The sequence below is a fragment of the Ignavibacteria bacterium genome (genome assembly GCA_025612375.1).
Lineage (GTDB): Bacteria > Bacteroidota > Ignavibacteria > Ignavibacteriales > SURF-24 > JAAXKN01.
The window spans coordinates 16,969-37,337 of the sequence record JAAXKN010000041.1 but is presented as its reverse complement, the minus strand read 5'-3'; the positions used below and the strand labels follow the sequence as shown (position 1 = coordinate 37,337).

Genomic DNA, 20,369 nt, shown 5'->3' with positions numbered 1-20,369 from the left:
GCCTGGTTCTGTGGGGGTGGGGTTGTCAATTGGATAACCCCTCTACCCGGTGACAGGTCGAAACTACCTAATTCAGCTAAATTTGCAAAAATGATTAAATTCGGAGTGACCAAAAAGTGACTAAGACACATCAAAAAGGGCCAATTTTGCCGTCCAGACAGACCCCTTTAAAACAACAAAACCCCGAAAACGGTTTTTATTCGCTGTCTTAGGGGTTTATGTTTTAGGTGCGGAGAGACAGGGATTCGAACCCCGGAAGGACTTGCATCCTTAACGGTTTTCAAGACCGCCGCATTCAACCACTCTGCCATCTCTCCAAAAATATTTCGAGTCTCAAATATATGAAATCTTTTACTTTTTGCAAAAGAAATTAATGCGTGTCCCTTATTTTTTCACCATTTCTTAAATATAAAAAATACCGCTAATGCTATCAAGCCGAAACCTACCGCGTAATTCCACCTGAAGTCTTCCTTTAAGTATAATACTGAAAATACACTGAACACTACAAGCGTTATTACTTCCTGTATCGTCTTAAGCTGTGCCGCGTTAAACTGCCCGTATCCTATCCTGTTTGCAGGCACCTGAAAAATGTACTCCAGTAACGCAATGCCCCAGCTCGCCGCAATTACTATAATTAAAGGCTTGTCACGGAACTTTAAGTGCCCGTACCAGGCAAATGTCATAAATATATTAGAAATAGCCAGTAATATTATCGTCCTCATTTCCTGCCAGTCTTTCTTAAAATAATTGCATAACTTAATTCTTTCTTCTGTAAATTTAAATATAATTATTCGGGTATTTTACCCCTGAACCTAAACCTTAACCTGTTTTATGGAAGACTTAAAGAAATTTGCTAAACTCCTGGCCGGTAAAAGCGCCGAAATTATTCGCGGTTACTTCCGCACCGAAATAAAAATTGAATCCAAGAGTGACCTCTCACCCGTAACTATTGCCGATAAAAAGGCCGAAGAAGTAATGCGCGAAATGATTATGCGCGAATTCCCCGAACACGGCATACTCGGCGAGGAATTCGGAAGCCATAACGTGGACGCCGACTACCAGTGGGTCCTCGACCCCATAGACGGCACCAAAAGCTTTATCTGCGGAACTACTACCTTCGGAACCCTTATCGCCCTTATGAAAAATGGCCAGCCCCTGCTTGGCGTCATTAACCAGCCCATACTCAATGAATTCCTCATAGGGGATAACTCAACCTCTGAACTTAATGGCCGCAGGGTTAAAGTCCGTGAATGTAAAAGCCTCTCTCAGGCCGTTCTCCTTACTACGGACCACCTCCATATTGAAAAATACCAGAACCTCCAGGCATTCGAACGCCTCATGCACAAGGTGAAACTCTACCGCAACTGGGGCGACTGCTTCGGATACTATCTCGTCTCAACCGGCTTTGCCGATATTATGATAGATCCCGAAATGTCCGTCTGGGATTCTATGGCTTTAATACCCGTTGTCCGCGGGGCGGGAGGCGTAATTACAGATTACCAGGGCAACGACCCCGTCCAGGGCCACAGCATTATTGCTGCTGCGCCTTCAATACATAGTGAAGTTGTCAGGATCCTTAATCCCTGATTTTTCCCCAAGGGGCTAGTTGGACTGCTTCCGGTTTTTCCTGCCCTTTAATGACTTTTTAACTTCGGCTGCCTGCGGCTTTGTCGCTGACGTGTCAGGCCTCAGGTAGCCTTCCTCTATGAGCTTGTCAGTTGACTTAAAGATCTTAACCTTTATTTCGGTGGTCTCAAACAGCCCAGTCGATTCGATCTTAATTCCGAAAATTTCCTTCTCCAGCCTCACCGAGGCTACAAGCTTGTCGTCTGCAATAAGATCGTTGCTTACTGAATTTTTCTTTACGGGAATATTAGATAACGCCCAGTAAACCCCTTTTTTGGCGTTCTGAAAGGCTTTCTCAAGGTTCTCCTCTGTGGTGCTCTGCGCAAAAAACAGTGAGGGCAATAACAGCAAAAACAGCATCTGTTTCATCGTTTTCTCCATCCTAAGCGCATCAATGAGTTTATGTTACCAGCTTAATCTGTTGAATCTTTTTAATATAATTTGCATCAAATAAGCATGAAAAACAATTAGGGAATAATATGAATAATAATATTGTGGTTGGAACGGATAAGAATTTTGATAATGAGGTACTTTCAGCCCAGACTCCCGTTTTGGTCGATTTCTGGGCACCCTGGTGCGGGCCCTGCCGCATGATAGCCCCTGTAGTGGATGAACTTGCAGGCGAGCTTCAGGGAAAGCTTAAGGTTGTAAAGGTAAATACGGATGAAAACTACGGCGTTGCTTCACGCTACGGCATAATGAGCATCCCTACTCTGGGCATCTTCAGAAACGGCCGCATGGTCGATTCTGTAATCGGAGCCGTACCCAAACAGCATCTTGTAAAGAAACTTAATCCTTACCTTGAAAAAGTAAGTTAATAAATATTTGGCCCTAAAACGAAAAAGCCTCCCTTAAAAGGAGGCTTTTTCTCTATATAGCGTAATGCTGATAATTATGCTTTTATTTCGCCTTGAATTGCCTCAACGGCACAAACATCTTGGCAATCGCCGCAGTCCTGGCACAATTCAGGTGCAATAAAAGTATGATCTTCTGAAAGTGCAGCTTTTTCTTCGCCGTTATATGTATAGCTTTCGCCGGCATTGTGAATAGCGCCTTTTTCACATTCTTCTACGCAGGCTGCACAGCTGATGCATTCGTCTGTAATTACCATTTTTTCTCCCGATTTTATAAATAATTTTTAATTTTTAGAAAAATCTATTTAAACATCAATAATAATGATATTACTATTAATGAGTAGATTATCACTTTATTGTATATTTTCGCGGAAATTCTGCTGAAAAGATGATTTCCATAGACAATTCCCGCCGCAATTACCGGTAATAAATACAAGAACTGTACCAGAATATCTTTAGTAATTAAACCCGCGGCTGCATGCGATGAAACTATTACTACAGAGGTAAAAGTGAAAAAACCAATGAGTGAGGCTTTCATTTTATTCTTGTCCCAGCCCTTCAGGTATGAGTAGATCAGCACCGGGGGACCGTTGGTATTAAATGCCCCTCCTAAAATTCCTGCCATAATGCCATAAAAATAGCCCCAATTTGCTCTAATTTCTTTCGTCCTTACCCTTCCCAAAAGGGAGAAGAGGGCAAACGCTAGAATTACAAGGGCCAGAATTATTTTTATGATTCCGGGGTGGGCTTCGCGCAGTAAAATTGCGCCTGTAGGTATACCCAGGAACGCTCCTGCTGCCAGCGGCGCAATTTCCCGGAAAATGATATGATTCTTATATTTAAGAAAAAGGAGTATATTAATTACTAATCCGCACAAAGCCCCCAGCGGAATGGCCGCCTTTACATCCATGATAAGGGATAGTAATGGCACACTTATAAGCGCAAACCCAAATCCCGTAAGGCCTTGCGTAAATGCTCCAATGAACACAATCATAATCAGCGCTAAAACTGTATAATCCACGGCCATGTTTAATTATTCAACAATGAGGGATAATTAAAATTTTAACTAATCCCAAAATAACAGTTCTACTGCCTATTACCAAACCTGTCTTTCCGAAGAACTTCGAACCTTGAACTTCGAACCTTGAACCTTCCGCCATTGAGCATTTGATTGTAATAAGTCTATAAGCTATTTTATAATTCTCAATTATTTCACTTTACGCAATGACAGAAGAAAAAGTAAGATCAGAGAAAAATAAAACCGTCATCCTTTCCAGTGAGGAAAAGGAAATCTACAGGCAAAAACTCATCCGTCAGCTCCCGGCTTCGCCTTTGCCTGAGGCTCCTGTGGGCATTATTAACGGAAGCTGCATGGAATGGACCAGGGTTTTACCCTCAGGTTTTGCCGACCTCCTCTTCCTCGATCCCCCTTATAACCTCGCAAAGGACTTTAACGGCTGGAAGTTCAGCCGCCAGAGGGTTACCGACTATACCGGATGGCTCGATGAAATACTCTGCTCTCTTAAGCATATGCTTAAACCCTCGGCTTCAATATATATTTGCGGCGACTGGTTTACCTCGGCTTCAATCTTTGAGGCTGCCTCACGCCACTTTACCGTCCGCAACCGCATTACCTGGGAAAGGGAAAAGGGGCGCGGCGCTAAGGCTAACTGGAAAAATTCCAGCGAGGATATCTGGTTCTGCACCATGGGTAGTAGTTATATTTTTAATATAGATAACGTTAAACTTCGGCGCAGGGTAATTGCCCCTTATACCGAAAACGGCAGCCCAAAGGACTGGGAGAAAACACACTCCGGCAACTACAGGGATACACACCCCTCCAATATATGGACTGACATAACTATCCCGTTCTGGTCCATGCCCGAAAATACGGACCACCCTACTCAGAAAAGCGAGAAGCTCCTGGCAAAAATTATTCTTGCCTCTACAAACGAGGACGATTTTGTGCTGGACCCGTTCTTGGGAAGCGGCACTACATCCGTAACGGCAAAAAAACTGGGACGCAGGTACCTGGGCATCGAGCAGAATGAGGAATACTGCCTCCTGGCTGAAAAGCGCCTCCTCTTGGCCGATGAAAATAAAAACATCCAGGGCTTTACCGGCGGCGTCTTCTGGGAACGTAATACTCTACACCTCCAGAAAAAATAAAGAGGTGCCTTAAGGGAAATAATAATTTAATTCAAATGGTAAACTATGGAGTTTTTTATATAATTTCGGCATCTTTAAACCAATAAATTTCTTTCATATTTTAACCGGAGAATTTATGGCTGTCATCAGACCCTTTAAGGCTTTAAGACCAAAGGAAAATGTGGCACACCTTGTAGCCAGCGTCCCATACGACGTGGTTAACCGCGATGAGGCTGCCCTCATGGCTCAGGACTTTCCTTTTAGCTATCTCAGAATTACAAGAGCTGAGATCGAACTCGGCAAAGATGTCAATCCCTACTCGGATGAAGTCTACCTCAAGGCTAAGGAAAACCTCCAGAAAATTAAAAGCCAGGCACCCCTTGTTACTGACGAAAAACCCCACCTCTATGTATATAAGCTCGTTATGGGTAGCCAGGAACAGACGGGTATTGCTGCAACGTTTTCCGTTGATGATTACGACAATAATGTTATATTAAAGCATGAAAAGACCAGAAAGGATAAGGAAGACGACAGGACAAAACATATCGTCACTACGGAGGCTCAGACAGGCCCGGTCTTCTTAACCTGCAGGGGCGTTGAAGCAGTAAACAATCTGGTCAGTAAAACCATGCAGACAAGCCCGGTATACGACTTTACGGCTCCCGACGGAATTAAGCATACAGTCTGGATCATGCCCGATGAATATGCCGGCCAGGTTGCAGAAGAAATATCAAAAGTTAAGAATTTATATATAGCCGACGGCCACCACCGTGCAGCCAGCGCGGCAAGAGCCCGGAACGTGAAAAAGGAAAAAAATCCCGGCCATACAGGCTCTGAAGAATATAACTACTTCCTGGCTGTGCTTTTCCCGGCCGAAGAGCTTAAGATTATGCCTTATAACAGGGCTGTTGCGGACCTGAACGGGCTGTCAAAAGAAGAATTCTTTAATAAGCTTCGGGAGCATTTTACAGCCGAAGAATCAGGCCGCCCTGAACCCCCTGAAAAAAGATCTTTTTCAATGTATATAGACGGCAAGTGGTATCTCTTAAAGCCTAACGATACAATTAAACCCTCAGCTAGCGTGGGCGAAAACCTGGACGTGAGTATCCTTCAGAGCTACCTCCTGAACCCCGTCCTCGGAATCGATGACCCCCGTACAAACAAGAGGATCGATTTTATCGGCGGCATCAGGGGAACCTCAGAACTGGAAAAACTAGTGAACTCAGGCCGCGCAGCCGTTGCATTCTCTTTATACCCTGTTTCTGTGCAGGACCTGATGAATATTTCGGATGCCGGCGAAATTATGCCTCCTAAATCTACCTGGTTTGAACCGAAATTAAGAGACGGGCTGTTGGTGCATTTAATATAACAGAAAATTTTAACAAAAAAAGGAAGGCTCAAATGGAAAAAAGAATTTATAACTTTAGCGCAGGCCCGGCCGTTCTTCCGGAAGAAGTCCTGCTCGAGGCACAGAAAGACCTCTTTATGCTCCCCGGCGTTGGCATGTCTATACTCGAGATCAGCCACCGCTCCAAAAAATTCGATGAAATAATACTTGGAGCCGACCAGGGTTTAAGAACACTGCTCGGCATAGATGATAATTACCAGATACTTTTCCTCCAGGGCGGCGCTACGCTGCAGTTCTCAATGGTTCCTCTGAACCTTATGCCCCCGAAGAATAAGGCCGACTATATAAGTACCGGCGTATGGGCAAAAAAGGCTATTAAGGAAGCTAAAAGAGTAGGTACGGTTAACGTTGCAGCTTCAACTGAAGGCGAAAACTTTACAAGAATACCTAAACAGGAAGAACTGAAGCTCGACCCCGATGCCTCATACGTCCACTTCACTTCCAATAATACAATTTATGGAACAGAATGGAAGAAAGAACCTGAAGTTGGCAATGTCCCCCTTGTGTGCGACGCTTCTTCAGACTTCATGCACAAGAAAATTGACGTTAGCAAGTACGCCCTTATTTATGCAGGCGCTCAGAAAAACCTCGGCCCCTCGGGCGTTACAGTTGTTATTATCCGTAAAGATATGCTCGAAAGAAGCTCCGACAGCCTCCATACATATCTTAACTATAAGATCCACGCCGAAAACGGTTCGATGTATAATACCCCTACTACTTTCGGTATCTATATAATTGATCTGGTTACAAAGTGGCTCATTAAGAACGGCGGACTCGAATCTATGTACAAGTTAAACTGCGAGAAGGCCGGCCTCCTTTACGACTATATGGATGAAAGCGACGGCTTCTACCGCCCGACGGCACAGAAGGACAGCCGTTCACTTATGAACGTTACCTTCCGCCTGCCGAGCGAAGAGCTCGAAAAGAAACTGATCGAAGAGACTTCCAAAGCCGGGTTCTCAGGTCTTAAGGGGCACCGCTCCGTTGGCGGCCTCAGGGCTTCAATCTACAACGCTTTCCCGAAACAGGGAGTTGCAGACCTCGTCCAGTTTATGAAAGACTTTAAGTCAAGAAACTAATTAGTTCTTTTTTGGGAAAAGAGCGGCCCCACAGTTTTTTGGCCGCTCTTTATTATATTATAGGAATACTACATGAAAAAGATTGCTCTTTTTTTTATATTATCTTTAGCAGTCACTCTTAGCTCATGCGGCAGGGACGGCGGCCGCAAGCTCGAGGCCTTCAGCCCCGAGGCCATTGCCATGAACGCACCCGATGGCTGGGAAGTTACTGCCACTGTACGGGTCAAAGGGTTTAGCGAGGATGTACAGGATAAAACCCATAAGGCAAAACTGGCTTACTCAATCGACCTGGTTACTCCTCAGGGCAAAACCCTGAACTCATTTGCCGCCGATACTATCGACGAGAACCAGCAGGAGGAATTCTTAGACCTCCCGGTCGAAGCACAAATGGAGTTTGATTCCACTTTTACCACGGGCAGGTATAAAGTGATCTTCAACGTCAGGGATCTCCTTTCGGGCAGGGAGGTCAAAACTGACAAGGAGTTTGATCTGACTAAATAGATTATGATTTAACACAAAGGAGGGTGATGAGATGCTGCTGCATGATAAGTTCATTGCGCTTATCGAAACTCATGCCGAGTTGCTAACCCGGAACTGGATCAGGGAAGTTAAAAATAACCCTCTTACACCGGGCTATAAAAGTCTTTCTGATGATGACCTCCACTTCAAGGTATTCGACGTCTACAGGCGCCTGAGTGCCTGGCTCCCGCAGGAGGAAACAGCCTTCAGAGAGATAGCCGAACACTACATGAAACTTGGAAGGGCAAGAGCACACGAAGGCATTAAATTAAGTGAAGTGCTCTATGCCACCTCGCTTTCAAAAGTGGAACTCTGGAAGTATATAAGAAGCCAGGGCATCATTAACGACGCTATCGATATGTACCGTGCCCTCGAATTCTTCAGAAGAATAGATTCGTTCTATGATAAAATGATCTATTTTATTTCAACCGGCTACGAAAGCGCCCATATGGAGGAGCATGAAATCTTCAAGAAAAGCGGCTTCTTCGATAAGGTGGCCGATTCTTTTGCCCACTGGTTTGTTAAAGACATAAAGTAATTTAATTTTTATTTCTATGCAAAGCCGGGTATGTTGAAAACTAACCCGGCTTTTTTTATTTTTTTGTGGAATCATTATATAAGGTATGCCGTCATGAAAAAAGTTACTTTGTTACTGTTTGTCCTTTTCGTATCTACATCCCTCTTCGCACAGCAGTTCTCTGCTGTGGATTCAATAATCGAAAACGCAATCAAAAAGCACATCACCCCGGGTGCTGCAGTCATAGTCGGTACACCCGACAAAATTCTTTACCAGAAAGCCTACGGGCACTTTACTTACGACTCTAATTCCAAAAGCGTGGACCTCCAGTCGATGTTCGATATGGCTTCATGCACAAAGGTATTTGCTACAACTACCTGCATGATGAAGCTCGTCGACGAAGGCAAAATTGACATTGAAAAACCGGTAAAGGACTTCGTCCCCGGTTTTGCTCAGAGCGGCAAAGGGGATGTTAAGGTCAGAAACCTTCTTCTTCACAATAGCGGGCTTCCTGCTTATTATTCACCCAAACAGGGAGAAACACCAAAAGATATCTTTAACAAGATCTTTAGCCTCCAGTTTGCTTATAAGACAGATTCAAACACAGTTTACAGCTGCCTAAACTTCGTAAGCACTATGAGGGTAATCGAGGCAGTTACAGGCATGCCTATGTTTAAGTACTATAAGGAGAACTTTACGGATCCTCTCGGAATGACCCGCACAATGTTTACTCCTTCTGATGAATACAAAAAAGACTGCCTGCCTACAAGCGACACCACACAGGGAATTGTGCACGATCCTTTGGCAAGAGGGCTCCAGGGGCTTTCAGGCAATGCGGGACTCTTCTCAACCCCAGGTGACCTTGCAAAAATTTGCCAGATACTTTTAGGCGACGGAGTCTATCAGGGCAAACGCTATTTCAAGGAAGAAACAGTTAAGAAGTTCACTACCCGCTACTCCGCTGCAAGCTCACGCGCTCTTGGATGGGATACAAAATCTTTAACCGGGTATTCTTCAGCCGGCAAGCTCTTCTCCGGCAGCTCATTCGGGCACACAGGCTACACCGGCACAAGCGCATGGATGGATCCCGAACGCAAGATTTTTGTTATTGTCCTTACAAACAGGGTTTATCCCGACGATAAGGCAAACGTTGGACCTGTACGCTCCAATGTAGCTGACGCAGTTGTTACGGCAATTGAAGGCAGCCCGACGGCGGCCGGAAACTAAAGGTAGTTCTGGGAGGTCAGAATAGAGATGTCAGATAGAGATGTCAGGAACCACTTCCTGACATCTCTTATCCTCCGGAGGAGGATGGATCCTCCCCTAAACATAGAAGCTTAATCTGCTGGTGTTTTACTCCTTTTACTTTCTCCTTATACTGCACTATATTTCGAAACACCATTTTATTAATTTATTACATTTTTAACGTCGAAACGGATATCATATATGAGCGAAAATCATAACCATAATCACAGGCCATCATGGGATACCTATTTCCTGAAGCTTGCAATGCTCGTTTCAGAACGCTCCACCTGCCCCAGAATGCACTGCGGCTGCGTGCTCGTGAGGGATAAGCAGATCCTTTCAACAGGCTATAACGGCTCCATTCCCGGCGGCGAACACTGCGAAGATGCGGGCTGCCTCGTGGTGGATAACCACTGCATACGTACTATCCATGGCGAAATGAACGCCATACTGCAGTGCTCCACGCACGGCATCAGTACAACAGGCGCAACGGCTTATGTTACCAATATGCCGTGCACAAACTGCGCCAAGGCGCTTATTGCGGCCAGGATTAAGGAAATTGTGATTTTTTCCGATTATCATGATACACTTGCAGAAAAGTTTTTTTCAGATGCTGGTGTCAGCATAAGAAGGCTTGAAAAGCCCGATAACTTTATATCATATGACCTTGAAAGCTTTTCTTCGGCAAGAAAAACCGAGAAGAGCAGGTAGAGACCGTATCTCTGCGCAAAACGAAAGAAAATTAACTATATTTTATTATATCTAAACGTATTAGTGTAATGCAGTCTAAAGAGTTACTTAAGAAGTATAATAACCCGAGAAATTTCTTTAACAGGGACTTAAGCTGGGTTGAGTTCAACAGGAGGGTTCTTGAAGAGGCCTTAAACCCCCACCTTCCACTACTGGAAAAGGTAAAGTTTCTTTCCATCTTCAGCTCCAACCTCGATGAATTCTATATGATCAGAATTTCAGGCCTGAAGGAGCAGGTTGAGGCAAAGGTAATTGAACCTACAATAGACGGCCTTACACCCTTACAGCAGCTTAGAAAAATAGAAAAAGAAATTCAGCCGATGCTTAAGACTGCACGCGACCTGTGGCTTAACGAAATTGTGCCATCGCTGAAAAAATATAATATAGTTATTGCCGACATAAACGACCTTTCGCCCAAGGAACAGAAGCTCTTAAACGAGTACTTTAAAAAAGAGATTTACCCGGTTCTGACTCCTCTTGCTTTCGACCCCGGGCGGCCGTTTCCATATATCTCAAACCTGAGCCTGAGCCTTGCCGTGCTTGTAAGAAAGCCTAACGGCGAAAAGGATTTTGCGCGCGTTAAGGTGCCAAGCATTCTGCCGCGCCTCATGCAGATAGATGAAATTATAAATCCCGAGAAAAAAACAAATTCTCACGTTAGTACAAAGTTTATATGGCTGGGCGACCTTATTAAAAACAACCTGCACCTGCTTTTCCCCGGAATGGAAATTCTTGAGGCCCACCGCTTCAGAATTACCAGGGATACCGATATTGAACTCCAGGAGGATGAGGCCGACGACCTCCTGCAGGTAATCGAGGAAAACATACGCCAGAGGAGATTCGGCACAGTTGTGCGCCTTGAGGTTGAATCTACTATGCCCGAGTTTATGCAGGAGACTTTAACGGAAAACCTGCAGATAACAAAAGAAGACGTCCACGTTATTGACGGGCCGCTTGGAATGAGCGACATTATCGCTCTTTATGACCTTCCATTACACAGCCTGAAGGAAAAGCCGCAGTACCCTGTTGTACCCGCGGTCTTTGAGGAAGAGGAAAATATATTTAACCTCATTAAGCAGAAGGATATCCTGATCCATCATCCTTATCACTCATTCAGCCCTGTTATAGATTTCATCAAGGCCGCCTCGCGCGATCCCGAAGTGCTGACTATAAAGCAGACGCTCTACCGCGTGGGGGCCAATTCGCCGGTTGTAAAATGCCTTATTGAGGCTGCCGAAATGGGTAAGCAGGTGGCCGTACTGGTTGAGCTTAAGGCAAGGTTCGATGAGGAAAACAACATTTACTGGGCACGCGAGCTTGAAAAAGTGGGCGTCCATGTTGTCTACGGCCTCGTGGGACTTAAGACCCATGCAAAGATGACGCTTGTTGTCCGTAAGGAATCCGACGGCGTAAAGCGCTACGTTCACCTGGGCACGGGAAACTACAATTCGGTAACAGCAAAGATCTATACCGATCTTGGACTTTTTACTGCAAACGAGGATTTATGCGCCGATGTTTCCGATGTATTTAACTATCTTACGGGATATTCCAGCCAGAAGGATTTCAGAAAGCTTTTCGTTGCCCCCATCAATATGAAAGAGAAATTCCTGCGCCTTATAGGGCGCGAAATTGAAAACGTAAAGGCGGGCGGCAAAGGGCATATTATCTTCAAGCTTAACTCACTTGTAGACCCTATACTTATTTCTGCTTTATATGAGGCCTCAAACTGCGGCGTAAAGGTGGACCTTATCGTCCGCGGCATATGCTGCCTTGTGCCGAATGTGCCGGGATTAAGCGAGAACATAAGGGTTGTAAGCATCGTTGGGCGCTACCTTGAACACAGCAGGGTATATTATTTATACAACAACGGCAGCGAGGAGATCTATTTAAGCAGCGCCGACCTGATGCCCCGTAACCTGTACAGAAGAGTTGAAATAGCCTTCCCTCTGGAAGATGAATCCTTAAGGCAGTACCTGATTAAAACGCTTCTTAACATTTCCCTTAAGGATAATGTTAAAGGTCGCATTTTAATGCCTAATGGCAAGTATATAACACCTGAAGTGCCCGAGGGCGCAAAGAGGATCAATTCCCAGGAATGGCTGATGAATTACTCCGTTAAGGAAAACAGGAAAAAGATCAAGCAGAAGCTCTAAAGAAAGCCTGAAGATATTCTCAGGCTTTGCTTCTTGTGCCCGTAAGAGCCCAGCCGGCCCCGGCGCCTATGTAAGCCCCTATGAATGCCGGAATAAGAGCTATTGTTGTAGCCCAAACGCTCGGCTCTACAGGATAATCGGGATAAAGTCCCCAGAATGGACTGATAAGGTGTGCCGCCAGTATGCTGCTGCCGATAATCAAAGCCGAAAGCCATGCATTCTTAGGCTGGATAAAACCAAGAAAACAGGTGGAAATAATTATAAGAAGCGCCGATGACTGAACTTCTGAAGCTATGATGTCAACAAATCCCGCCATTGCCCCAAGCAAAACTGAAATCAGAACAAAAACAAAGGTACTGTTTCTTAATTTCTCCAGCATCATATTTCACTCCCAAATAAAACATACAATCAAAAATTTACACAGTAACATTACATCATATACATGCTCTCTTAATTTCAATTATCTTTTCAACAAATTAAACTGAATAGTGTTCCCGCGAGTTGCAGGTTTTTCCCAAGGTAAATAATCCCCGCCAAAGATGCATGGTCAAAAATAAATATCCCCATAAGTACTTACTCAATAAAAGATAGTGACCCCGGTCACAATTAAAAAAATCACAGCATCATCTTTTTGAATGTATTATGAATTCGGATAATTTAATTATATAAGCCGCAAAATGGATAACTGGCCGAACGCCGGTATTCATGAGAATAACCCCGTCTGGGGATACTTACAGCCTGACCTTCTGCAGAGAAATGGAAATAAGTCATTCAACGCGCACGTGACCGGAAATAATTTGTCATGATGAAGACACATATAGATGAAACTAAGCAACTTATGAATCACGCGAAGACAACAATTATTATCAGAGGTCAAAATGAAGAAGTTACTCCTTTTTCTGGTGCTATTATTCCTCGCCCAGATTACCATTCAGGCAGCTACACTTACCATCACAAAGACAGGAAACGGAACAGGTCAGGTGATTGTAAACGACATTACTTATGACCTTCCTTATTCCGGAACATTTGATAACAATGTAAACGTAACCTTACAAGCTGTTCCGACACCGGGGGCCAGCACTTTTGCAGGCTGGTTTGGCGATCTCTCAGGCAGCACCAATCCAATCACATTCAAACTGAGTGGAAATAAGAGTGTAATGGCTTCATTTACTCTTATTTCTAGGACGCTTAAGATTACTAAGGCAGGAACGGAATCGGGGCAGGTGAAAGTAAATAGTACTCTTTTCTCCCTGCCCTACACGGGAACTTTTTATCATAATACAGTCGTAACTCTTGAGGCGTTTCCTGCTTCCGGAACAAATACCTTTACCGGCTGGGGAGGTGACCTCTCGGGCACAACTAGTCCCACAACCATCACGATGAATGGCAATAAAAATATAACAGCTGAATTTACTCCACTAAGGAGCATCACAATAACAAAACTTGGAACCGGTGCAGGACAGGTAAAGGTGAACAGCACTATCTATGACCTTCCTTACACAGGGTCTTTTGTAATCAACACAGTTCTGAATCTGGAAGCTGTCCCTGATGCTGCTACCAGCAGTTTTACCGGCTGGAGCGGCGACTTATCAGGTACCACAAATCCAACCAGCATTACATTGAGTAGTAATAAAAATATTAAAGCAGGAATTGACCTTCTACAGAGAACACTCACGATCAGCCAGAGCACGGGCACGGGTTCAGGAACTGTGAAGGTAAACGGGACCGGGGTCTCAACCTTTCCCTTCGTACAGTCATATCCCCATGGGACATCAGTAAACATAGAGGCAGTGCCTGATGGTGCAGCAAGCAGCTTAACCGGGTGGTCAGGTGACCTTGCAGGCTCACCAGCCTCAACATCGGTAACCATGAACGGGGATAAAACAACATCGGCAGAGTTTACACTCCTTCAAAGGACACTAACAATTCAACAGACAGGTACAGGCACCGGATATATATATGTCATGGGTGTAAAAGTGACTGTTCCTTATTCAGGGAAATTCAATGCCGGTCAGACTATTACGGTTCAAGCCGCACCTGAAGCCTCATCGACTAGTTTTACAGGCTGGAGCGGAGCTGTTACGAGTACTTCCAGTTCTATTAACATTACCATGGATAATGACAAGGCTCTCTCGGCCGACTTTACTCTCATACCCAGAACACTTTCTATTTCAAAAACTGGCACAGGCTCGGGACAGGTAAAGGTAAACGGCACTCTCCACACCCTGCCCTATGAAGGATCTTTTGCCCATAATACGGTAGTGAACCTGGAGGCGGTGCCTGATGCCGCTACAAGCAGCTTTACCGGATGGAGCGGGGCCTCAACAGGAACTGCCAATCCGCTAAATATTACAATGGATGGTGATAAGAGCCTTAGAGCAGAGTTTACTCTTCTTAACCGTCAGTTAATGGTCCTTGAAAATACGGGTACCGGATCGGGAGCAATAAAAGTAGATGACACAGTAAGAACACTTCCTTACCAGCATTTTTACTCCCACGGTAAAGTAGTCAAGCTGGAGGCTGTTGCAGACCCATCATCCAGCAGCTTTACTGGATGGAATGGAGCCCTGTCGGGGACGACAAATCCGGCAGCTATTACTATGGATGGAGATAAGAGCGTAGGTGCTGAATTCACCCTCCTTCAAAGGACACTTGCAATCACTAAGCTGGGTGCAGGGTCAGGGCAGGTTAAGGTAAATGGTTCTCTTTACTCTCTGCCATATACAGGATCTTTTGCGCATAATACAGTAGTAAACCTGGAGGCGGCGCCTGATGCCTCAACAAGCAGCTTTACTGCCTGGGGAGGGGGTCTCTCAGGTTCAACAAACCCAACAACCATCACTATGAACGGCAGCAAGAGCGTAACAGCTGAGTTTTCACTTCTTAGCCGTCAGCTTATGGTGCTTGAGAATACTGGTGGCGGATCAGGAGAGGTGAAGGTGAATGATACCGTTAGGGTACTTCCTTACGAGCATTATTTCTCTCATGGCACTGTGGTAAAACTGCAGGCAGTGGCAGACCCGTTATCCAGCAGCTTTACAGGATGGAGCGGAGCTATTACGGGTACAACAAATCCCGTAACTCTTACTATGGACGGGGACAAGAGCCTTAGCGCAGCTTTCACACTTCTTCAGAGGACACTTACAATTACAAAGACGGGAACAGGCGCTGGACGGGTGAAGGTGAACGGCACCCTTTACGACCTGCCATACACGGGATCATTTGCACATAACACGGTTGTAAATCTGGAAGCCGCTCCGGATGCAGCAACCAGCAGCTTTGCAGCATGGGGAGGCGCCCTCTCCGGAACCGGCAATACTGCCAGTATCGCTATGAATAGTGATAAGAATGTGACAACGGGCTTCACTCTTCTAAGCAGAAGCCTCATGGTCCTTGAGAATACCGGTACCGGATCAGGAGCGGTCAAAGTAAATGATACATTACGCATACTGCCTTACTCAGCGTCATATCCGCACGGGAGCGTAGTAAAGCTTGAAGCTGTTGCAGACGGATCTACAAGCAGCTTTACAGCCTGGAGCGGAAGCATTACAGGCACAACTAACCCTGTGAATATTACTATGGATCAGGACAAGAGCTTAAGGGCGGAATTTACATTACTTAACCGCAAGCTCATGGTAATTGAGAATACAGGAACCGGCACTGGAGAAATAAGAGTAGATGATACGGTAAGAACTCTTCCTTACCAGCATTTTTACCCTCACGGCAAAGTAGTAAAACTGCAGGCTGTGGCAGACCCATCTTCAAGCAGCTTTACGGGATGGAATGGAGCCCTGACAGGGACAACAAATCCGGCAGCTATTACTATGGACGGGGATAAGAGCGTAAGTGCTGAATTTACTCTCCTTCAGAGGACACTTTCGATTTCAAAAACGGGGACGGGCTCCGGCCAGGTCAAAGTTAACGGTACTACTTACACTTTGCCGTATGAAGGATCTTTTGCCCATAATGTGGTCGTAAGTCTGGAGGCTGTGCCTGAGGCATCAACCAGCAGCTTCACTGTCTGGGGAGGAGCCCTTTCGGGTACTGCTAATCCGGGCAGCATCAAAATGAATGGCAATATGAATGCGACAGTTGAGTTCAGCCTCATTAACAGAAGTCTTATGGTTCTCGAGAATACAGGGACAGGTTCGGGAGAAATTAAAGTAAACGATACCGTCAGGACACTTCCATACTCAGCTTCATATTCTCACGGGACTGTGGTTAAGCTTGAGGCAGTGCCTGAAGCCGCAACAAGCAGCTTTACAGGCTGGGGCGGGGACCTCTCTGGTACGAATAATCCTGTAAACCTTACTATGAACTCAAACAAGACTGTCAATGCTGCATTCACACTCCTCAAGCGCAGCCTTGTAGTAATAGAAAGCACGGGTACAGGTTCAGGCCAGGTTAAGGTAAATGATACCTTAAGAACCCTGCCATACTCGGCTTCATATCCGCATGGAACAATAGTTAAACTTGAGGCCTCAGCGGATGCATCCACCAGCAGCTTTACGGGATGGGAGGGCGACCTTTCAGGCGCAGCTAATCCAGTCAGTATAACGATGAATTCAGATAAGACTCTGAGGGCCGGATTTACTCTTCTTGGCAGGAGCCTAATGGTCTTAAAGAGCACCGGTACCGGATCGGGTCTGGTTAAGGTGAACGACACAGTAAGAACCCTTCCTTACACAGCATCCTTCAGCCATGGATCTGTAGTTAAGCTTGAGGCTGTTCCGGATGCTGCCACAAGCTGTTTTACTGGTTGGGGAGGCGGCCTTACAGGCAGTGTAAACCCTGTTAATATAACCATGACCTCCGATGTCAGTGTAAGCGCCGGCTTTACACTTCTAAAGCGCAGCCTGATGGTTCTTGAAAGTACCGGGACAGGATCCGGTGAGATTAAGGTAAACGACACACTGAGAGTTCTCCCATTCTCAGTTTCATGCCCTCACGGAAGCGTAGTCAGGCTCGAAGCAGTACCGGGTGCAAAGAGTGCCTTCACGGGCTGGAGCGGAGCTGCCGCGGGAACAGGCAATCCTGTAAACTTTACTATGGATCAGGATAAAAATGTGAAAGCTGAGTTTATGCTTAATCAGTTTACACTTAAAATCCATCCAACCGGCTCCGGTTCAGGGCGTGTTATGGTAAACGGCGCAGCAGTCCAGCTTCCATTCGAAAAAGTATATATCACCGGTACTGAAGTTACTGTAAACGTAATTCCTTTCCAGGGAAGCGTCTTTGACGGCTGGAGCGGAAGTATTAAGGGAAAGGATAATCCTCTTAGTATTAAAGTTGACTCAAATATGTCGCTGACTGCCTCATTCAGTATCATTCAGTATAAGCTCACAATCATCTCAAAAGGTTTAGGCACAGGACAGGTAAGGGTAAATGAAGAGCTGAAGACGCTTCCGTATGAGGGACAGTTCGATATCAATGAAGTTGTAAAGCTTCAGGCTGTCCCATCAGAAGGAAATGTCTTTGTCTCCTGGGGCGGGGATCTTGCAGGCACTTGCAGTAACCCTGCGATGATAAAGATGACTTCAGGCAGGAATGTAACTGTTGAGTTTAATTCCGTTCCTATTGCCCCTGTTCTCATTAGCCCTGTCGATCAGTGCGGGCCTGCAGCAATAAATCCTGTATTGAAATGGCAGGCAGTCCGGAATGTAACAAACTATAACGTTCAGGTCTCCACGGATAGATGTTTCAAGATACTTGTTATAGATGAAACCGTAACAGCCGCCTGCAAACAGGTGGGACCCTTGGGCTACAACACGTGCTACTACTGGAGAGTAAGAGCCGGTAACTGTGCTGGATTCGGCAAGTTCTCTGATGCAGCCGCCTTTAAGACAGAGAAGCAGCCCGTTAAGGCTCCCTGCAATCTCATAGCTAAAGCTGAATACGGAAAGGTAAGGCTCTTCTGGAGCGACAGCTCTGATAATGAAAGCGGATTCTTTATTTTCAGGAAAGAAGGCGACCTGAATTCTACGGGCATTTATGACCTGCTGGGGAAAGTGGACCGTAACAATACGGTATTTGTGGATTCAACAATAAAGGTAAATATAACCTACACATACAAAGTAAGCGCATTTACAGCAGATTCAGTTGTAAGCTTCAGTAATGAATTCACAATAACAAATACACTCTCGGCCGTAGAAGCCGGCTTGCTTATTCCTTCAGACTACAAGCTCTTCCAGAACTATCCAAATCCATTTAATCCGAGTACAGTAATTAAGTATTACCTGAAAAGTGACTCTCGCGTAAAACTTACAATATTCAACTCGCTTGGAAAGGAAGTCGCGGTTCTGGTAAATGAGTTCAGGCATTCAGGTATGAACACCGTGACATTCAACGCTCAGGACATTTCAGCGGGTGTTTATCTCTACAGGATTGAGACTCTGGAAGAAAGCGGAAAGAGATTTATGGATGTGAAGAAACTCCTTCTCATGAAATGAGTCATGTTCTGCACTCCTCCTGGTATACATAAAAAAGGCCGGCTCCAATTGGAACCGGCCTTTTAAAAATGAATTATAATAATTTCAGCTCATCTCAAGCATCTTGTCAATTGGATTTAAGGCTCTAAGCCTCAGAGACTCTTCCATCTCTATCCTGGGATTTAAGTTCTTCATGCAGAGATAAAGCTTTTCCATCGTGTTTTTCTTCATATGCGGACAGTTGTTGCACGAGCAGGAATTTTCTTCTCCCGGGGCCGGAATGTATTCTTTGCCCGGAGCAGCCTTCTCCATCTGATGTATTATACCGGGCTCTGTTGCTATGATGAATGTTTTGGCTTCATCTTCCTGCACAAACTTAAGCAATTTGCTCGTTGAGCCTATGTAATCGGCATGACGCAGTATTACGTCCTCACATTCCGGATGCGCAATTACTTTGGCTTTGGGATGCCTTACCTTAAGATCAATTATCTTTCTTTCACTGAAGGTTTCGTGCACTATGCAGCTGCCGTCCCATAGGAGCATGTTGCGCCCGGTCTTCTTTGCAAGATAACGCCCAAGGTTCTTGTCGGGCGAAAACAATATCGGCTTGTCTTCCGGAATCTGCCTTATTATCTTTTCAGCGTTGCTCGAGGTGCAGATAATGTCGCTTAAAGCCTTGACCTCGGCCGTGCAGTTTATATATGTAATTGCCACGTGATCCGGATGCTCTTCACGGAATTTTCTGAACTTCTCCGCCGGACAGCTTTCTGCAAGCGAACACCCGGCTTCCAGGTCAGGCAGCAGTACAAGTTTCTCAGGATTTAATATCTTTGCCGTCTCTGCCATAAAATGCACACCCGCAAAAACAATTACGTCGGCTTTGGTCTCTTTTGCCCTTCTTGCCAGCTCCAGACTGTCGCCAATGTAATCTGCCATGTCCTGAATTTCCGACTCCTGATAATAATGCGCCAGAATAACCGCATTTAACTCTTTTTTAAGTTTTATGATCTCACTTTCAAGATCTATTGTCAGACCTAATCCCTGATCGGCCATGTAAAACCCTTTTTATATTATTTTTTAATAGCATACGAAATTAACGAAAATTTTTTTATAGGACACTACCATATTTAGTATAAATAAAATTTTTATGCCTGAATCGTTTTCCAAGGTTCGGGAATCATAGAAAACCCATTTTCTTAAAATCGGAATTATGAGTATTCCTTCATCTACTTTCCTATACGAAAAACGTACTCCCATTATGGCACAAGCTTTGTTATATGTTAGATACTGCTGTGAAGCAGTGGAAGAATAAACATAGTTTCTCATCCCTCCTTTAAATGACAAACTATCTGCCGTGGTTGTGCCCTCTTCCACGGCAGTTCTTTTTTTAAACAGTTCCAAAGCCTCTAAATAAGATAAAAATGCTCTTTTATGCGATTTTGTTCGAAATCCCGGATTTATTTCAATATTCCGAAAAGTTTATAGGGCTAAAATAATATTAATGCCATAAGGAATAATTGAAAGAAAAAGTTCCTTTCCCGGGGCTAATATTAGCCAGGGTGCTATTATTGTACGCCATTTGTCTTAAAGCCTTTCATGCTTCAGGAGATATTATTATCTTTTATAATATTGAATTTTTATC

General features: G+C 44.9%; 18 protein-coding genes and 1 tRNA gene. 11 read left to right on the top strand and 8 right to left on the bottom strand.

The genetic code is table 11. From position 1 onward, the window contains the following. Positions 1-230 precede the first annotated feature (230 nt). Both HF312_18110 and HF312_18105 read right to left on the bottom strand, forming a co-directional pair. A tRNA-Ser gene (locus HF312_18110) sits at positions 231-317 on the bottom strand. Positions 318-392: 75 nt separating this feature from the next. Continuing rightward, complete coding sequence (locus HF312_18105; protein ID MCU7522135.1) at positions 393-722, bottom strand: DMT family protein; 330 nt, start codon at positions 720-722, stop codon at positions 393-395. A gap of 109 nt (positions 723-831) precedes the next feature. Here HF312_18105 and hisN point away from each other — a divergent pair, with 109 nt between their 5' ends. Continuing rightward, positions 832-1,587 carry a histidinol-phosphatase gene (gene hisN / locus HF312_18100; protein ID MCU7522134.1) on the top strand — a complete coding sequence of 252 codons (756 nt, stop codon included), beginning with the start codon at positions 832-834 and terminating at the stop codon, positions 1,585-1,587. A gap of 15 nt (positions 1,588-1,602) precedes the next feature. On the opposite strand, the gene HF312_18095 is transcribed toward hisN, so the two are convergent. Then, positions 1,603-1,995, bottom strand: a complete 393-nt coding sequence (locus HF312_18095; protein MCU7522133.1) for a hypothetical protein — start codon at positions 1,993-1,995, stop codon at positions 1,603-1,605. Positions 1,996-2,105: 110 nt separating this feature from the next. Between HF312_18095 and trxA the strand changes: the two genes are divergently transcribed. Continuing rightward, positions 2,106-2,444: a thioredoxin gene (gene trxA / locus HF312_18090; protein ID MCU7522132.1), complete on the top strand. Its 339-nt coding sequence runs from the start codon at positions 2,106-2,108 to the stop codon at positions 2,442-2,444. 74 nt (positions 2,445-2,518) lie between these two features. Here the strand turns inward: trxA and HF312_18085 are convergent, their stop codons facing one another. Then, complete coding sequence (locus HF312_18085) at positions 2,519-2,737, bottom strand: 4Fe-4S binding protein (GenBank protein ID MCU7522131.1); 219 nt, start codon at positions 2,735-2,737, stop codon at positions 2,519-2,521. Between the two features lie 44 nt (positions 2,738-2,781). Continuing rightward, positions 2,782-3,474: a sulfite exporter TauE/SafE family protein gene (locus HF312_18080; protein ID MCU7522130.1), complete on the bottom strand. Its 693-nt coding sequence runs from the start codon at positions 3,472-3,474 to the stop codon at positions 2,782-2,784. Between the two features lie 230 nt (positions 3,475-3,704). Between HF312_18080 and HF312_18075 the strand changes: the two genes are divergently transcribed. From HF312_18075 to ppk1, 8 genes are all read left to right on the top strand, one after another. Then, positions 3,705-4,649 carry a site-specific DNA-methyltransferase gene (locus HF312_18075; protein ID MCU7522129.1) on the top strand — a complete coding sequence of 315 codons (945 nt, stop codon included), beginning with the start codon at positions 3,705-3,707 and terminating at the stop codon, positions 4,647-4,649. 115 nt (positions 4,650-4,764) lie between these two features. Next, entirely contained in the window at positions 4,765-5,997 is a 1,233-nt protein-coding gene (locus tag HF312_18070; protein MCU7522128.1) for a DUF1015 domain-containing protein, read from the top strand. Positions 5,998-6,029: 32 nt separating this feature from the next. Next, complete coding sequence (gene serC, locus HF312_18065; GenBank protein MCU7522127.1) at positions 6,030-7,115, top strand: 3-phosphoserine/phosphohydroxythreonine transaminase; 1,086 nt, start codon at positions 6,030-6,032, stop codon at positions 7,113-7,115. Positions 7,116-7,187: 72 nt separating this feature from the next. Then, positions 7,188-7,616, top strand: coding sequence for a hypothetical protein (locus HF312_18060; protein ID MCU7522126.1), 429 nt, complete (start codon positions 7,188-7,190; stop codon positions 7,614-7,616). Between the two features lie 34 nt (positions 7,617-7,650). After that, positions 7,651-8,172, top strand: coding sequence for a hypothetical protein (locus HF312_18055; GenBank protein ID MCU7522125.1), 522 nt, complete (start codon positions 7,651-7,653; stop codon positions 8,170-8,172). Between the two features lie 93 nt (positions 8,173-8,265). Further along, complete coding sequence (locus HF312_18050; protein MCU7522124.1) at positions 8,266-9,378, top strand: beta-lactamase family protein; 1,113 nt, start codon at positions 8,266-8,268, stop codon at positions 9,376-9,378. A 219-nt stretch (positions 9,379-9,597) separates the two neighbouring features. Next, complete coding sequence (locus HF312_18045; protein ID MCU7522123.1) at positions 9,598-10,107, top strand: dCMP deaminase; 510 nt, start codon at positions 9,598-9,600, stop codon at positions 10,105-10,107. Between the two features lie 68 nt (positions 10,108-10,175). Next, a complete protein-coding gene (gene ppk1 / locus HF312_18040; protein ID MCU7522122.1) occupies positions 10,176-12,299 on the top strand; it encodes a polyphosphate kinase 1 in 2,124 nt (707 codons plus the stop codon). A 19-nt stretch (positions 12,300-12,318) separates the two neighbouring features. Here the strand turns inward: ppk1 and HF312_18035 are convergent, their stop codons facing one another. After that, a complete protein-coding gene (locus tag HF312_18035) occupies positions 12,319-12,681 on the bottom strand; it encodes a hypothetical protein (GenBank protein MCU7522121.1) in 363 nt (120 codons plus the stop codon). Positions 12,682-13,177: 496 nt separating this feature from the next. On the opposite strand from HF312_18035, the gene HF312_18030 reads away from it, so the two are divergent. Then, positions 13,178-18,748 carry a T9SS type A sorting domain-containing protein gene (locus tag HF312_18030; GenBank protein MCU7522120.1) on the top strand — a complete coding sequence of 1,857 codons (5,571 nt, stop codon included), beginning with the start codon at positions 13,178-13,180 and terminating at the stop codon, positions 18,746-18,748. A gap of 84 nt (positions 18,749-18,832) precedes the next feature. Here HF312_18030 and nadA read toward each other — a convergent pair whose 3' ends face one another. Then, positions 18,833-19,780 (bottom strand): quinolinate synthase NadA, encoded by a 948-nt coding sequence (nadA, locus tag HF312_18025; GenBank protein ID MCU7522119.1) that lies wholly within the window; start codon positions 19,778-19,780, stop codon positions 18,833-18,835. Positions 19,781-19,804: 24 nt separating this feature from the next. Further along, entirely contained in the window at positions 19,805-20,128 is a 324-nt protein-coding gene (locus tag HF312_18020) for a hypothetical protein (protein MCU7522118.1), read from the bottom strand. Between the last annotated feature and the right edge of the window lie 241 nt (positions 20,129-20,369).

Coding starts and splice junctions, on each gene's coding strand:
- HF312_18085 (MCU7522131.1), bottom strand. CDS start 2,737: ATGGTAATTACAGACGAATGCATCAGCTGTGCAGCCTGCGTAGAAGAA.
- HF312_18030 (MCU7522120.1), top strand. CDS start 13,178: ATGAAGAAGTTACTCCTTTTTCTGGTGCTATTATTCCTCGCCCAGATT.
- ppk1 (MCU7522122.1), top strand. CDS start 10,176: ATGCAGTCTAAAGAGTTACTTAAGAAGTATAATAACCCGAGAAATTTC.
- HF312_18080 (MCU7522130.1), bottom strand. CDS start 3,474: ATGATTGTGTTCATTGGAGCATTTACGCAAGGCCTTACGGGATTTGGG.
- HF312_18105 (MCU7522135.1), bottom strand. CDS start 722: ATGAGGACGATAATATTACTGGCTATTTCTAATATATTTATGACATTT.
- HF312_18095 (MCU7522133.1), bottom strand. CDS start 1,995: ATGAAACAGATGCTGTTTTTGCTGTTATTGCCCTCACTGTTTTTTGCG.
- nadA (MCU7522119.1), bottom strand. CDS start 19,780: ATGGCCGATCAGGGATTAGGTCTGACAATAGATCTTGAAAGTGAGATC.
- HF312_18070 (MCU7522128.1), top strand. CDS start 4,765: ATGGCTGTCATCAGACCCTTTAAGGCTTTAAGACCAAAGGAAAATGTG.
- hisN (MCU7522134.1), top strand. CDS start 832: ATGGAAGACTTAAAGAAATTTGCTAAACTCCTGGCCGGTAAAAGCGCC.
- HF312_18060 (MCU7522126.1), top strand. CDS start 7,188: ATGAAAAAGATTGCTCTTTTTTTTATATTATCTTTAGCAGTCACTCTT.
- trxA (MCU7522132.1), top strand. CDS start 2,106: ATGAATAATAATATTGTGGTTGGAACGGATAAGAATTTTGATAATGAG.
- serC (MCU7522127.1), top strand. CDS start 6,030: ATGGAAAAAAGAATTTATAACTTTAGCGCAGGCCCGGCCGTTCTTCCG.
- HF312_18035 (MCU7522121.1), bottom strand. CDS start 12,681: ATGATGCTGGAGAAATTAAGAAACAGTACCTTTGTTTTTGTTCTGATT.
- HF312_18050 (MCU7522124.1), top strand. CDS start 8,266: ATGAAAAAAGTTACTTTGTTACTGTTTGTCCTTTTCGTATCTACATCC.
- HF312_18045 (MCU7522123.1), top strand. CDS start 9,598: ATGAGCGAAAATCATAACCATAATCACAGGCCATCATGGGATACCTAT.
- HF312_18075 (MCU7522129.1), top strand. CDS start 3,705: ATGACAGAAGAAAAAGTAAGATCAGAGAAAAATAAAACCGTCATCCTT.